We start from the raw sequence: 14,373 nt of genomic DNA on the forward strand, positions 1-14,373 counted from the left end.
AGGAAACGGGCTCGGGATGGAGCAGCAGGCAAGTCACGAGTGCTGGCGTGAACGGAGCAAGCAGTTGAACCCGCGCATGCGCGAGGGAGGGACCAGATCATGTCTATTGACTCCGCGCCTTTGATGGGTGACCCATTACAACATTTAAAAAAGCGATCAGGAGGACACGGCAACCGTTTAGAGCATTGACGGGAGTGCGGCAATGGGTTAGAATGCGTTCATCACAATGGGGGGAGACATGGCAACCAAGAGCAGCGCGTTTCAAAAAATGCATCTCGAGGAGATCGAGCAGCGCGCGTGGATATTCTACAACCTGAATCGCAGCAAGGAATACGCTCGGGAGCGCATCATGGAGAACCTGAGATGGGAATTTGAATCCTTGCCCTCTCCCCTCCTCGAAAAAAAGGTTGACGAAATTATCAACCATGTGTACAAGAAGTAGCACGGCGCGGGTCGCGACGGTGTGAGAGAATTTCAATCTCGCCTCGAAATATTGTGAGCCGAAACCGGTTATTCAGCACTCCATTACTGACCTGATTGAAATAGATCTCTCCCCCCTTCAATTTCACACAGAAAACCATAGAGCTCCGGAATCTCGATGAGTATCGACTTGCACGTGCACACGAAGGCTTCCGACGGCCTCTATTCACCAGCCGACATTGTAAAAATGGCCGTGAGCGCCGGGGTATCCGTTCTCGGGATAGCCGATCACGACACCGTGAACGGGATTGACGAGGCACGGGCCGCCGCATCGAAAAAGGAGCTCGAACTCATCCCCGGCGTTGAGATTAACTCCTACAATGGCGATGCCGAGTATCACATCCTGGGCTATTTCCTCGACCACAAAAATAGCGAGTTGCTCCGGGCGCTCGAAGAACTGAGGGCGGCGAGGATACGGCGCATGCACCGTATCGTCTCCAAGCTCGGCCTGATCGGCATAACCGTGAACCCCCAGGAGATCCTCGGGTTCGCCGAATCCGGCACCGTCGGCCGGCCGCACATCGCGCAGGCTCTGGTCAGGAACGGATATGCCACCTCGATCCGTGACGCATTTGACAGGTATATCGGGGCGGGGAAGCCCGCCTATGCCCCTCGATCAAAACTTACGCCGGTCGAGGCAATTGACATCATCAAGACAGCCGGCGGGCTCGCGGCGCTCGCACACCCCGGCCTATGGCATGGGGACGCACTCATTCCCCAGCTCGCCGCATGGGGAATCATCGGCATTGAGGTCTATTCACCCGATCACACTGCCGTGCAGGTCGCCCGCTATCGCGATATCGCGCGCGGCCTCGGCCTGGTCGCACTCGGGGGGAGCGATTTCCACGGCTGGGGCGATCCCGCGAGGAATAAAATCGGCATGGCCTCCACGCCGCCTGAGGAATTCGCCCGCCTCAGGGATATGTCGCGGAAGCAGCGCTGCCACTGCTCATAGGAATAGAGGATGGAGGAATGACGTCGTCAAAAGTATTTTTCACTGATCTGAGAGCCAAGGCGGACAACTCCCTTCTCGCGAAAACAGCCCGCCTTGTGGACCGCACCGGATTCTTGAGCCGCATCCGGAAAGGCGACAGGGTCGCGGTTAAGCTGCACTGGGGAGAGTGGGGCAACGTGGCATTCCTGCCGCCTCCCTACGTGAGGTGCGTGGTTGATAAAATAGCCGAGGCGGGAGGCAAGCCTTTTCTCACCGATACCAACACCCTCTACTCCGGACAGCGGCGCAACGCGATAGACAATCTGCTCACCGCGCTCAAGAACGGTTTCTCGCTCGCGTCGGCAGGGGCTCCCGTCATAGTGGCCGACGGCCTCACGGGGCAGGACTGTGTCGAGGTTCCTGTCAACGGGAAGCGGATAGAGAAAGCCAAAATCGCGGGAGGCGTCTACCACGCCGATGCCCTCATCTCCCTGGCGCACTTCAAGGGGCACGAGCTCTACGGGTTCGGCGGAGCGCTGAAGAATATCGCCATGGGATGCGCGACCCCCGCGGGGAAGCAGGTCCTCCATTCCGACGTGAAACCGAGTGTCACGTCGGAAGCGTGCATCGGCTGTGAAACGTGCGTCGCCGCCTGCGCCAAAGGTGCGATCCGCATGAAAAACAACAAGAAAGCCGCCATTGACGCGGGCCTCTGCACCGGCTGCGCGGAGTGTGTCGCCGTCTGTCCGGCCCGGGCAATCCCCATCAACTGGAAGACCGCGTCGGCGCCGCTCATGGAGAAAACCGCGGAATATGCCAAAGCGGCGCTCTCGAACAAGGGGGGAAGATGCGCCTTCATTAATTTCCTGATCCACATATCCCCCGAATGCGACTGCTACCCGTGGAACGATGCCCCGTTTGTCGCCGACCAGGGCATCCTCGCCTCGTGCGATCCGGTGGCTCTTGATCAGGCCTCTGCCGACCTCGTAAACGCGGGGCAGGCGCTCGCCAATTCCAGGATTGATATGAAGGAGCGCGTGACCGACAAGATCGCCGCAGTCACCGGAATCAAGGATTGGAAACTCCTCCTTGAATACGCGGAGGAGATCGGCCTCGGGAGAACGAAATATGAAATCGTGGAGGTGGGTTGACTATCCGGGTAAAGGTTTTCAGGAAAATGGCAACCAAAGGCATGCCGATGTGCCGGAATAAGAGACCCGTGGGCCACATGCATCGCTCATTTTCCACGTTCGCACAGAAAGATCGATCCCCATCATGAAAAAAGAAAGATTCCTGCTCACCACCTCTGCAACATTCGATGCCGCCCACAGCATACGGGCATCAGGCGGAATCTGCGAAAAGCTCCATGGACACAGTTGGAGGATCGAGGCCACGTTCTCCGGCTCCCTGGGAACGGGCGGGGTCGTGCGGGATTTCCTTGAGCTTGAGCGGGAGGTCAGAAGACTCGTGATTTCCAAACTGGACCACTCCAACCTCAATGACTCCTTTGAAATGCCGACCACCGAGCTTATCTGCCGCTGGATATGGACTCAGCTCTCGCCGCTCGGCGTTGTCGAATTGCGGCTCTGGGAGACCCCTATATTTTCTGTCACGTACAGAGGAGACCAGTAGCCCGGTGAAGCGATACCCCGTCCCGGATATCAGGCATGCCCTGCTCATTGCCCTCCTCTGCGCGCCCGGCACCTGTCGCTGCGGGTTTTCGGAAGAAGCCAAAACGGCGGAGGACTATCTGAAAAAACTGAGCGCCCTGACTGCACGGGTGGTCGGGGGCGATATGGAGACCCGCAGGACAACCGCCAAGCTCTTGAGAGACATGGGAGAGCCGGTCCTTCAGTATCTCGACGCTGAGTTAAAATCACCCGCCCCGGAGCGCCGCCGCCAGGCAGCATTCGTCCTCGGCGAGATCGGCAGCCCCTCGGGCCGTGCGTCCCTCAGCCCGGCGCTCAGGGACCGGGATGGAGCGGTGAGGGCGGCGGCGGTGAGCGCGCTCGGGAAACTCGGCGAAAAGGGATCGGCGCGGGAGATCGCGGCCCTGCTGACCGACCGCGACGCACAGGTCAGGGCGGAATCAGTACGCGTGCTCGGAGAGCTGCGCGCGACCGAGCACACCGAACAGATAGAGCGGCTGCTCTTCGACCCGAGTGAGCAGGTCAAGGCACATGCGATCCAGGCTGTCGGCAACCTGAGGGACCGGAGCGCGGTACCCGCGCTGCTGCGGGCGCTCGATTCGCCGTCAGCCGGCATCAGGAACAACGCGGTCATTGCGCTGGGCAAGATCGGCGATCCGTCGGCATTGCCCAAGATACGAATGGCCATGGGAGACGCCGATCAATGGGTCCGGAGCTCCGCAGCGGCGGCGCTGGGCGAGAGGGGTGACAGAGACGCGATTCCCCTCCTGATTACGGCTGCGTCGGACAAGAGTTGTTACGTGCGGGGGGCGGCAGCGGGCGCGCTGGGTGCTCTGAAGGCGCCATCGACAATCGCGCCTCTCTGCACACTCCTGAGCGACCAGTCCCCGAGCGGGTTTTCCATCCTCGAACCCTACCGGCAGACGGAGGTGCGCGAGGAGGCCGCCGAGGCATTAGGCAAGATCACCGGCCTCACCCACGGATTTTCGAAAACCGCCGGCGCGGCTGAGAGGGAAGAGGCACTCCAGAAATGGCAGGAATGGTGCGCCGCTCAAATGCCCACCCCCACACCAGTCAAATGATCCACGCGAGATGCAAGAAGTACGAACCGGACCCTAGAGGTTGACGTGCGACACAGATTCACACAGATAGGCGCAGATGAACACAAGTTTTTCAGTGCCCTCAGTGTTTTCAGCGGCAAAACAGCGAGATTTTAAGTTGTGAGGCTGCCTCTTTCTTAGTATATTTCTGTACTCGCGGCGCTCATGGCGAGTCAACCACAGGAGGAATGCAATGCCGAAGATCACACAGGACGTGCTCAAGCTCGTGAAAGATCATAATGTCAGGTTCATCAGGCTCTGGTTCACCGATGTCCTCGGCCGCCTCAAGGGATTCGCCATCACCCGCTCGGAGCTGGAAGAGGCGATGGAGAGCGGGATGGGGTTCGACGGCTCGTCGATCGAGGGCTTTGCCCGCATCGAAGAGAGCGACATGATCGCCATGCCCGACCCGAACACCTTCTGTATCCTGCCTTGGCGGCCGCAGGACGGTGGCGCCGAGGCGAGGATGTTCTGTGACATTCTCGAACCCGCCGGGAAGCCGTATGAGGGCGATCCGCGCCACGTGCTCAAGCGCGCGCTGAAGCGCGCCGCCGACATGGGATACACCTACATGGTGGGGCCGGAGCTGGAATATTTTTATTTCCAGGACGACAAGGAACTGCGGCCGCTGGACAGCGGCGGCTATTTCGACATGGCTCCCCTCGACCTCGGCACGGACCTCCGCCGCGAGACGATACAGATACTCGAAGACATGGGCATCGCGGTGGAATACGACCACCACGAAGTTGCCCCGAGCCAGCACGAGATCGACCTGCGCTATACCGAAGCCCTCACGATGGCCGACAGCGCCATGACCTATCGCCTGATCGTCAAGGATGTGGCCCGGAAGAGAGGCGTGTACGCGACGTTCATGCCTAAGCCGATAGAGGGCCAGAACGGGAGCGGCATGCACACCCACCAATCGCTCTGCACGCGGGATGGCCGGAACGCCTTTTTTGACAAAAACGACGCTTACCACCTCTCATCTGTCGCGAAGTCGTTCACGGCGGGCATCCTGCGTCACGCAAAGGAGTTCTGCGTCATCACGAACCAGTGGATCAACTCCTATAAGAGGCTCATCCCCGGCTATGAGGCGCCCGTGTACATTTCATGGGCCCAGCGCAACCGATCGACGATGGTCCGCGTGCCGATGTACAAGCCCGGGAAGGAGAAGGCGACCAGGATCGAGTTTCGCGCTCCCGACCCGGCCTGCAATCCCTATCTCGCCTTCGCGGTCATGCTCGCCGCGGGGCTCGAGGGAATCGAGAAGAAATATCCCCTTTTCCCCCCGGTGGAAGAGGACATCTTCGAGTTCAGCGAGCACGAGCGCGCAAAGGCCGGGATCGAAACGCTCCCTGGGAGCCTCTACGCAGCCATCGTCGAGGCTGAGAAGAGCGACTTCCTGCGCACGGTGCTCGGGGATCACATCTACTCCAAGATCATCGAGAACAAGAAGATCGAGTGGGACCGCTACCGCGTCCACGTCTCCCGGTATGAGCTCGACAAGTACCTGGGAATAATGTGAGGCCGGGCAACTCCGCAGCGGATGATCGCGAACTATCTGTCCTTGCAGAAGGAACATCTCTCCATCAGAGGGGAGAGGAAGGATAGGGGCGTTTCTCCGATCGCGCGCGTGTCCGTCGCCCCGACGGCAAAATCCACGAGATAAGCGCGGATATCCCCGGATAGAACACCCTCATCTCCTGCCGGAAGAGCATCAGTAAAATCACTGCACCAACGGCGACCAGTGCCGGCACCCCGAGCGTCGCAGCCATCTTGCGCCATCCCGCGAGATGAGCTATCGCGAAGGGGGCTCCAATGATCAGTGCAATCTCCAGAAGTCCCATTCCTCGCGACCTCCTGAGATAATCATCGCGGAGCGCGTTTTCCGCGGCGGTCGCCAGGATAACGGCTTCCGGCACGGAAGGGGAAGTGCGGGTGCGAAGTCGCCGGCCGCTCGAACCGATCAGGACAATCTTCCCGGAGAAGACAGGTGGCGGCAGCTTCCCCTCGAGCAGAGCAGCGGCGGAGCACACCATCCCTCCCGCGTATTCCCGGAACATGAGCCTTCCTCCCGAATCAGTGTTGACACGAAGGCCGTCCACATCAATGCCCTCAACCGCCTCCCCCTTCAGCCTCAGCGTGACGCGGCGCGCCCCGAGAGAGACGGCGAGCAGAGCGACGGGGAACCCCTGATAGGGAGCATGTTCTGCCCATGCAACCAGGGGGACTCCCCGCGCGACGCCGTCAGCGTCGGGGGGAATGTTGGAAAATCCGCATCCGGCCGCGGCATCCACGGCGCGGGCATTCGCGCACTCAAGGACCGCCTGGGGTGAGGGCATCCAGCGCCGGGGTCTCCCCCAGGGATTGGTGCTGAACTGAATCCGTGATTTTTCGACGACACCCAGGCTCCCCCGAGGGGAATCTTTCACATCACATGCGAGCCTGTAACCGACGACGGTCTTCCCGGCGCCGCGCACGGCGGCCTCAAATGCTGCGTCCGCGTCGGCCGGGCAGTCACATATCCCGATCGCGCGAGGCTTCCCCTGTGCTACCGCGGTGATGATCTTTGCAATGCCCTGTGCGTCCATTTTTGCGGTCTTTGGGGAACTGCTTTCGCCGGTGAGGATGACGCAGGTTGAAGAATCAGAGCGCTTGGTCGGGGCGAGGTTCAGGAGGAGGTCCTGAACATTCTGCTCGCATGTGGCGAGGAACACGGGAGTGCGCCAGTAGAGCGCGAGCACGAGGGCGGAGAGGATGAGAGGGGCGAGTATCCTTGTGCGTCCCGGGATAGTACTAGCGGACATGGCTGTTGGTTAGTTAAGTAGCTATTAAGGGCAGCATTGTTGTTTTACAGCATGCATGTCACCCCCGCGGAAGCGGGGGGCCGGCATAGAAGCATCTAACGCTGGATTCCCGCATGCGCGGGAATGACAACGGTTGAAGATGAAAAACTATTCATGCTCCAGGTAATATCCACTCCCCCACAGAAGGGGAGGATACCGATTGAGAACTACTTCTTCTCGGCGAGGATCTTTTCTATCTCCGTCTTGACCCGCTCCCAGTCCTTGTCCGAGTTCACCTCAACCTTGATTGCCTTGATGCCGCAGTTGTTGTACGCCTCAACATCCGTGTCGCTGTCGCCCACGCCGAAGAGGACATCGGCCTTCCGCCGGATTTCCTTTATCGTGTCGGTCTTATACTCGATGGATTTCTTAAACCCCTTCCGGTGATACACCCACTTCCCCTTCGGGAACTTGTTGTCCTCGATCCACTTCATTGATGCCTTGAGGCACTTCTGGCTGCGAGCGCTTACGTAATAGATATCAACCCCCTGGGCGCTCACCCGATTCAGCACCTCGCGCGATTTTTCGATCGGTTTGTCCTGCGCGATCAAGTCGGGAGAGAAATAGATGTTGTAGTATCCCTTGGGGTCCTTCTCCTTCGGGCATTCCGCTTCCGCCTTTGCCCTGCGGGCGGTCTCGTCGGCAATGGTGCCGTCCATGTCAATGACGCAGGCCCTCGGCTTCGCGCCTGCCTGTTGCGACGCCTTCGCCTCCTGCGCGTGCGCCTGCATTCCGAGTGCAAGCACCAGCAGTACGGCAAGCAAGCACCTGTACTGTTTCTTCACACATCCCCCCCTTTGTTGAGAAATGAAACCACGCACCCTGAGCTGGGTACGCTAATCACAATAGCACAATTGTTCCCGGCAGGAGAAGAGTCTTTTGTAATGCCTCAGAAGGCGTGAAAAAATTCAAATTGCAGGCTGAATTTGCCAAAGCAAGAAATTGTCATTGCGAGTCCCGCTTAGCGGGACGAAGCAATCTGTTGATTTGCAGGCAGTTGAGATTGCCACGCCCGCCTCGCCTTATCAGCGAGTTTATCCTGAGCGAAGCCGAAGGAGCGTCCTCGCAATGACAACCGGGCTCGTAGCCGGGACTTCAGTCCCGGGGAAACGTTAAAAATGCCTCAAACCATTTACCGCCCAGGATTGCGCGACTGAAGATGCTCTTCGTGGCGGCCAATATCCGGTTTCATAACAATCACGATGAAGTGCGCTACTCGATGCACGAGCAGCGAGCCGCAGGATTGATCGACTTCTTGGGGTACTTGGATCGGAGACGAAAAAAGGCCGCATAGTGCGGCGGTTTTTCAATCCGTCGCCGTGCAAAAAAATATTTTGCACGAGACGAGAAGAGATAAGTTACATGACATAACAAGCGAAAACGAAGCGGTAAAACGATAAGAATCAGGAAAGTGGTGCAAAATTCAGGTAATACCAAGCAAGCCTGATACTGCATTCAAGATCCTATGCAGTAACAAGCATTTTACGGATTTTTCTCAACACTTTGAGCAGATCAATGCAAATGACAGCTCCCACTGCAAAGAAGATCGGCATCATATATGATACCATTCGGTACACTATTGAGGGGGTCGGCATATAGCCATAAAGGGCCAAAACGGCGACATACCCAATTGTTGTCAGCGGCAGAAAGAATACGGAGAGAACTACGATCCATCTTGCACTCAGTTCTCGGTAGAAGAGAATCGATGGAAATAAAGCGACAGCTTTCGAGCTGACTGATCCATCAATGAGCATAGAGCAGGCTTTATGAAGGTGAAGAGAGAGGGTTAAAAGGAGGACAATAATAACCAAGGGACCCACAAGAACAGCGATTTTCTTCGGCACTTCTATATATAATAACTTGACTTCTTTCAGCTCTTTTTCGATCAAGTTATCCACTACGGCCCTGCACCCCCAAAGATTAAGCATAGGGTTTGTCATCCAAAATTGATACCAATTTGGAAAAACCTCACTAAATTGCTGAGGTTTAATGATAATCCCGAGCTCTCTCTCTGCATGTACACGGTAGGGATTAGTAAACTCGACCCATTTAATCAGGGCTTTATCGATGGGATAGGATAATGCGGTCTGATCGCCAATATCAATTGTAGGGAAAAATATGGACGTACTATCCCAATCAATCTGTATCATATATAGCTGACCACGTTCAGGCATGCTCCATGTCGGAACTCTCGTGCGAATAGCATCCTCGATTTGTTTTACGAAACGTTCACCCTCTGCCTGCGATGAAATCGCGAGAACCGGCAAGAAAAGATCCTGAGTAATCTCAGCCCATAGTATTCTGATATCGATAAGGTTATCTCCAGAATGAACAGGCAACGGTGTCACAAATGGAATCCCTCGAGACAGTTTGAGCTCATAATTTTCACCACACTGTAGTGATATTAACTTTTCAGTCGCTCCTCCTTGGTTGGCAATGGGCGGTATGAACAGCGCACGAGGATAGGGGCTGCCGATAAAAGCATCTTTGAACCCGCGATCGTTAAATCCTTTTTTGAGTATATCTATACTTTTCAGTCCCATCCTTACTTCTTCAGCCTTCTCCCTGTAAATCTCGCGCCAGATCTGATCTAAGAGCATTGTGGAACGTTGTTGCTGGTCTTCCGCCGCCCGAACGTGTTTCGCGGGTTCATGAGCTTCCCCTTCGGAAGTGGCCACTTCAACTTGCCCGAAACTGAAATAATCTATAATCGCCCCTGGATTGCCTTCTTTACACCATTTTCCCAGGGAGAGTATTTCGGGGTAAAAGACTCCCACTATTTTTTGAAATCTTTCAATCTCATTCAGAATCAATTGATACTTCTGGGATTCCGGGTGGATAAGTAAAAGGATGAGACAAGTCAGGATGAGGGTAAAATACGTTCGACAGATCTGCGCCAAGATTTCAGGAGCTTGAGCCATAGCTTTGCCGAGCTTTGCCGTAAAGTCGACCTTGAATGTAATAGTACATGGTTGTGCTGTATATAATTAGTCGGTGGTTGTATTGACTCAGGGGTAAATTAATTTTAGCTTCATGCTCGGTAATTTTGTCGTGCATAGAGCCCGATTCATCTTGCCATACAATGCAGCATATATCACTCCATTTACTGGTATAGTCCAATCCAAGGAAGAGTATCGCCGCGATCACGAAAAGAACTCATCTACCGCATATTGATCCTCATCACGGACCCAAATGTCATGGATCTTGCCGCCCGCGAGCTTGAAGACCGTGACCCTCTGACCCTCGAGGGGTTTTTTGCCGGCACGCTCAAATCTCACCCTGATGATGCCCACGGCATAGTTGTCGTCAACCAAAACGTCAATGGTCTCCAACGTTTCAGCTTTGTCCGTTACTTCCATCAATTTTTCGATGTAGCCGTGGACCTCCGCTTTGCCTCGATAATCGCCCGCAAGCGGATTCCGCCCAAAGTGGTGTAAAACAACGTCACCGGCATAGAAGCTCTCAGCCTCCTCGGAGTTTCCTCTCAGCCAGGCGTCTTCATACTTCTTCATCATTAGTAGATTAGGATGTATCTGTTCGCTAGGCTTTGTCATGGTTCCTCCTTTCTGTTAGCAGGGTTTGGTTGCTTGAAGTCGCCACGAAAAATTTCCTTTTGTTTGTGGAGATCGGCGTCTAGAAACCGTCTCCAAGGATCTCCTCGTTCCGCTTACGAATATCCTCAGGGACCATATCCTGATAGGCGGCGAGAAAGTTGTCCTCGTCTTGTGACCCTTCATCGGGTACTTGCAGGACAGTAAACCAGCGGTTTAACAGACAGTAGTGACCGATAAGCCAGGTCAACTCGACAATCTGGACGTCGACGTGACGCTCTAATTCCTGATCGGACATCTTCTTCAGCCGCTCGTCCTGCCTGTTGTGCTCGCGGAGCACACGCCGCAATTCCGCGAAGTCTTCGTCGGTAACCAGATGTGTGCGTCACCGAGTAGCGGGAACGATTCAGGAGAGAAACCATTGATATGACCAGTTCCTTGAGAAAGCGATCATTGAAGCCGGTTTCCTGCACATCGCCGCGAAAGATCGGCGGATCGAAGATAAAGGAATTTGCGTACTCCACCTCCGTTTGCATCAAGCGTGGCGTGTAGCACATTACCTTACAAAGGTTGTTGCGGATTCCCCAGATCGTCTCTCCAGTGGCCATTCCGGCCCTTGTATAGGGGTCTATTTCGTCGCGCTGCAAGGGACGTATTCGCGTCCAGGGGCCTTGAGAGATGTTTGTTTTTTCCATCTGGGCTCTCCTTTATTTACTGGGTTGATGTACGACTTCGCCTTCTTCTTTGTCGCATTGCCCAGCCCAAATACCTTTTACCAGTCCATCTTTAATAACCTGAATTAAAAATCACCTTTAAGAACATCCTCGTTACGCTTGCGAATGTCCTCCGGCACGACCTGTTCGTAAATCGGTCCAAAGTTGTCCTCATCGTCGGGGCCTTCTTCAGGTACTTGTAGAACAGTGAACCAGCGGTTCAGCAGGCAGAACTGACCGATCAGCCAGGTCAACTCGACAATCTGGACGTCGACGTGACGCTCTAATTCCTGATCGGACATCTTCTTCAGCCGCTCGTCCTGCCTGTTGTGCTCGCGGAGCACACGCCGCAATTCCGCGAAGTCTTCGTCGGTAACCAGATGTACGCTCCGTGTAGACATCCGGATGCTTTTCATGTTCGTGAAGATGCAGGTATTTCCTGTGACCCTCCTCTTCACGTTGGGCACCGCTATACAGCGCCATGCCGATCAGCGCATGGTGTGTGATCGAATATCGTGAACGATTTATCAAAGAGGTCCTGGAAATAACCAATTCCTTAAGGAAGCGATCATTGAAGCCGGCTTCCTGCACTTCACCACGGAAAGTCGGTGGATCGAAGATGAAGCTGTTGGCGTATTCGACCTCGGTCTGCAGCAAACGTGGTGTATAGGCCATGACTTTTAGGAGGTTGGTCCGGAAACCGCCCCAGGTGGTTTCTCCGACAACCATTCCGGCCCTTGTATAGGGGTCTATTTCGTCGCGCTGCAACGGACGGATACGAGTCCACGGCCCTTGCCTTATCTTGGTTTTTTTCATACCGGCCTCCCGTTAATCAAACTTATTTTGCCGAATGGCTAATGCCCCGGTCTAATGTTGGTACACTCTGAACTTAGAAAAACGGACCCTGTTTGGCGGCGGTGTTCTTCCGCTTTTGGGCCAGTGCTTGGCGGCAAGACGCAGGAACACGTCCTTGGCGAGCGTGGGGATGAGTGCCGTGCCGGAAAGCACCCACTGGCGATTGTGCTTGTCGGTGTAGTATGCGTTGAATACCTCACCACGACGTACGAGGCGAAGCCGGCCCGTTGGATTGGACTTCGAGCCGTCTCCAACGTCCCGGCTGTACTGGTTATAGATGTTCGAAGACTGAGGGGTGTGCTTTTCGAACTCTGTGACCGCCGGACCGTTGTTCCAGCCGATGCGGAAACCGTTGTCTTCGTCGCGCTCGCTGCTGGCGTAGGGCGGTGCGCCGTGGACATCGAAGGTGAGGTTGATACTCCGGTAGCCGGGGTCGATCTGGATGGCGGCGAGTTCGAAGGTAGTGCCCTGCTGAGGGCTTTTAACCTCGAAATCGACCTGGGCGTCGAAGTCGCCGTGGATAGGGCAGCTAGTCAGCGCGGCGGCGCTGGAGTACTGCCCGCCCTTGCGGATCTGGATTATCAGGCCGTCATTCTGATGGATGCGCGCGTCCTGGTTCGCCTTGGCGCTGCCCATGATCCACAGATCGCGGGTGACCTGGATGCCGGCGAAGTCGTCCTCAATCACCAAACCCCGGGGCCGCAGCATCTCGGCGGTGGGCAGTACGCCGCGGCACACATAGCCGGCCAGCCACTTCTTCTTGGCCAGCCGCTCGTGTGCGGCAGGACTGATAGTGAACGGCCATATCGAGGCGATGAGCACCGGGGCCGCGCGGTGAAGGGCCTTCTCGATCGTTGGGCGTAGTTTGCCGTCTTCGCAGAACCGCCCGTCTAGGATCAGGTAGCAGTCGCGCTTCCTTGTCTTCTCGATGAGGGGCACGGGGTCGGTGAGGACGCCGGTCGTGTGCCAGTACGCCTGCGGAATGCCGGGGGCGCGCTTCTGCACCTCGCTTGCGGCGTGGCCGGTGACGATGACCGACTTGGTCAGGGAGAATCGAGACAGCAGACGACCCACGGTGTCGCCCAGCACATCCCAGTCGCTGAACTCGATGGAGTTGGCGGAGCTGGGCTCATCGAGCACCAGAATGAGGCAAGTTCGCCGGCCGAAAACGCGGAGTACCTCCTCCAGCGTGGGGTGGTAGAGCGGTACTTGCTTGTGCTTGGGTCCCTCCCAAGGCGTATCGTCGCCCTGGCCGATGGGCTGGTTGTTTTCATCAAGCTCGTTGGAGCGGAACTGCGCGCCGGCATCGAGTTTGCGCAGCTCTTCGGCTGTGATCTTGTTAACCTTACGCGGGTCGCCGCACGTGGCTTCCAGAGTCTCGTGACGGCAGCACACAGGGACTTGGTCGAGTGTCAACTGGACGTTGATGACGAGGCCGTCTGCGCCTGCGCCCAGCGCTGCCCAATATGCGGGAAACGTATCCTCGGGGGCGCAGAGGCTTTCACCACCCAGTGCCCAGACGAGTCTTTGTTTCGACATATTCATTCCCCCTTTGTGTTAAGGCCGAATTCTAAAAAGGAAATAGCTGCCGCCGCGGGAATCGCAAGTTCATACACTCGCCACCTTTGATTTCCAGACCCTCGTAGTTCACGTCAGATCGGACTGGAACTTTTATCGGTATTGAGTCCTTCAGTAGGACCTGCTCGACCAATTTGGCCAGCTCATTTGATTTTTTATTGTTGACCGGGTCAGAGTCCATCCAATGCTCCCAGTAGACCAGATAATTATCCGATGCGGCCGCGATCGCACCGTCCAATCCCTTTGGTGGTAGGTTTTTTACGGATCTTAGTTTCTTGAATAAGGCCTCATGGAATTCCCGCGGAGCTTGAGACTTTTTGCGCATTCCAACGAGCACTCTGCACAGACCGCGGTACCAGTCGACGCTCGCTTCAAATAGGTAATAGGCCTGATTTGGCTCGAAGCTGTCGCCCAGCAGCATCGGAAACGTGCTCTTACTATATAGGCCCAAATATCGGGCGGTGCAGCAATGCATACGCACGACCTAGTGTAGTGTCCCATAAATAACTATACAGTTGCCGTCTGCTTTGTTTTTCGCTGTCTCGGCTGCGTACATCCCGGCTTGATCGTCTCCAGTTTCTTGCGTGCTCGCGCGAGCTTCGCCACGATGTCGCCCACTGTCGCCGTCCAGATGAAAGGGCGCGGTTTTTCATTCCACGCCGCCAAG

Annotated in this window: 14 protein-coding genes; 6 read left to right on the forward strand and 8 right to left on the reverse strand. The window is 56.0% G+C overall.

What is annotated here, in order from left to right:
• Nucleotides 1-238 precede the first annotated feature (238 nt).
• The 6 genes from NTX71_11360 (at nucleotide 239) to NTX71_11385 (ending at nucleotide 5,688) form a co-directional block, all read left to right on the forward strand.
• Nucleotides 239-442: a hypothetical protein gene (locus NTX71_11360; GenBank protein ID MCX6340495.1), complete on the forward strand. Its 204-nt coding sequence runs from the start codon at nucleotides 239-241 to the stop codon at nucleotides 440-442.
• 156 nt (nucleotides 443-598) lie between these two features.
• On the forward strand, nucleotides 599-1,435 hold the full coding sequence (locus NTX71_11365; GenBank protein ID MCX6340496.1) for a PHP domain-containing protein: 837 nt from the start codon (nucleotides 599-601) through the stop codon (nucleotides 1,433-1,435).
• 17 nt (nucleotides 1,436-1,452) lie between these two features.
• Nucleotides 1,453-2,565, forward strand: coding sequence for a DUF362 domain-containing protein (locus tag NTX71_11370; protein MCX6340497.1), 1,113 nt, complete (start codon nucleotides 1,453-1,455; stop codon nucleotides 2,563-2,565).
• Between the two features lie 124 nt (nucleotides 2,566-2,689).
• A complete protein-coding gene (locus NTX71_11375; GenBank protein ID MCX6340498.1) occupies nucleotides 2,690-3,046 on the forward strand; it encodes a 6-carboxytetrahydropterin synthase in 357 nt (118 codons plus the stop codon).
• A gap of 4 nt (nucleotides 3,047-3,050) precedes the next feature.
• Nucleotides 3,051-4,145, forward strand: coding sequence for a HEAT repeat domain-containing protein (locus tag NTX71_11380; protein ID MCX6340499.1), 1,095 nt, complete (start codon nucleotides 3,051-3,053; stop codon nucleotides 4,143-4,145).
• Between the two features lie 211 nt (nucleotides 4,146-4,356).
• On the forward strand, nucleotides 4,357-5,688 hold the full coding sequence (locus NTX71_11385) for a glutamine synthetase family protein (protein MCX6340500.1): 1,332 nt from the start codon (nucleotides 4,357-4,359) through the stop codon (nucleotides 5,686-5,688).
• A 64-nt stretch (nucleotides 5,689-5,752) separates the two neighbouring features.
• On the opposite strand, the gene NTX71_11390 is transcribed toward NTX71_11385, so the two are convergent.
• The 8 genes from NTX71_11390 to NTX71_11425 form a co-directional block, all read right to left on the reverse strand.
• Nucleotides 5,753-6,970 (reverse strand): CHASE2 domain-containing protein, encoded by a 1,218-nt coding sequence (locus NTX71_11390; GenBank protein MCX6340501.1) that lies wholly within the window; start codon nucleotides 6,968-6,970, stop codon nucleotides 5,753-5,755.
• A 206-nt stretch (nucleotides 6,971-7,176) separates the two neighbouring features.
• Entirely contained in the window at nucleotides 7,177-7,794 is a 618-nt protein-coding gene (locus NTX71_11395; GenBank protein ID MCX6340502.1) for a hypothetical protein, read from the reverse strand.
• Nucleotides 7,795-8,472: 678 nt separating this feature from the next.
• A complete protein-coding gene (locus NTX71_11400; protein MCX6340503.1) occupies nucleotides 8,473-9,822 on the reverse strand; it encodes a hypothetical protein in 1,350 nt (449 codons plus the stop codon).
• Nucleotides 9,823-10,152: 330 nt separating this feature from the next.
• On the reverse strand, nucleotides 10,153-10,563 hold the full coding sequence (locus NTX71_11405) for a nuclear transport factor 2 family protein (GenBank protein ID MCX6340504.1): 411 nt from the start codon (nucleotides 10,561-10,563) through the stop codon (nucleotides 10,153-10,155).
• Between the two features lie 79 nt (nucleotides 10,564-10,642).
• Entirely contained in the window at nucleotides 10,643-10,909 is a 267-nt protein-coding gene (locus tag NTX71_11410) for a hypothetical protein (GenBank protein ID MCX6340505.1), read from the reverse strand.
• Between the two features lie 450 nt (nucleotides 10,910-11,359).
• Nucleotides 11,360-11,689: a hypothetical protein gene (locus NTX71_11415; protein MCX6340506.1), complete on the reverse strand. Its 330-nt coding sequence runs from the start codon at nucleotides 11,687-11,689 to the stop codon at nucleotides 11,360-11,362.
• Between the two features lie 451 nt (nucleotides 11,690-12,140).
• The gene (locus NTX71_11420) at nucleotides 12,141-13,667 is read right to left on the reverse strand and encodes a glycerophosphodiester phosphodiesterase family protein (GenBank protein ID MCX6340507.1); all 1,527 of its coding nucleotides are present in this window, start codon (nucleotides 13,665-13,667) and stop codon (nucleotides 12,141-12,143) included.
• A 31-nt stretch (nucleotides 13,668-13,698) separates the two neighbouring features.
• Nucleotides 13,699-14,127, reverse strand: a complete 429-nt coding sequence (locus NTX71_11425) for a hypothetical protein (protein ID MCX6340508.1) — start codon at nucleotides 14,125-14,127, stop codon at nucleotides 13,699-13,701.
• Between the last annotated feature and the right edge of the window lie 246 nt (nucleotides 14,128-14,373).

This window comes from Candidatus Auribacterota bacterium, assembly GCA_026392035.1.
In the GTDB taxonomy this organism is placed as follows: Bacteria; Auribacterota; Tritonobacteria; order UBA1439; family UBA1439; genus JAPLCX01.

Coding starts and splice junctions, on each gene's coding strand:
- NTX71_11415 (MCX6340506.1), bottom strand. CDS start 11,689: ATGAAAAGCATCCGGATGTCTACACGGAGCGTACATCTGGTTACCGAC.
- NTX71_11425 (MCX6340508.1), bottom strand. CDS start 14,127: ATGCTGCTGGGCGACAGCTTCGAGCCAAATCAGGCCTATTACCTATTT.
- NTX71_11365 (MCX6340496.1), top strand. CDS start 599: ATGAGTATCGACTTGCACGTGCACACGAAGGCTTCCGACGGCCTCTAT.
- NTX71_11360 (MCX6340495.1), top strand. CDS start 239: ATGGCAACCAAGAGCAGCGCGTTTCAAAAAATGCATCTCGAGGAGATC.
- NTX71_11390 (MCX6340501.1), bottom strand. CDS start 6,970: ATGTCCGCTAGTACTATCCCGGGACGCACAAGGATACTCGCCCCTCTC.
- NTX71_11375 (MCX6340498.1), top strand. CDS start 2,690: ATGAAAAAAGAAAGATTCCTGCTCACCACCTCTGCAACATTCGATGCC.
- NTX71_11370 (MCX6340497.1), top strand. CDS start 1,453: ATGACGTCGTCAAAAGTATTTTTCACTGATCTGAGAGCCAAGGCGGAC.
- NTX71_11405 (MCX6340504.1), bottom strand. CDS start 10,563: ATGACAAAGCCTAGCGAACAGATACATCCTAATCTACTAATGATGAAG.
- NTX71_11420 (MCX6340507.1), bottom strand. CDS start 13,667: ATGTCGAAACAAAGACTCGTCTGGGCACTGGGTGGTGAAAGCCTCTGC.
- NTX71_11385 (MCX6340500.1), top strand. CDS start 4,357: ATGCCGAAGATCACACAGGACGTGCTCAAGCTCGTGAAAGATCATAAT.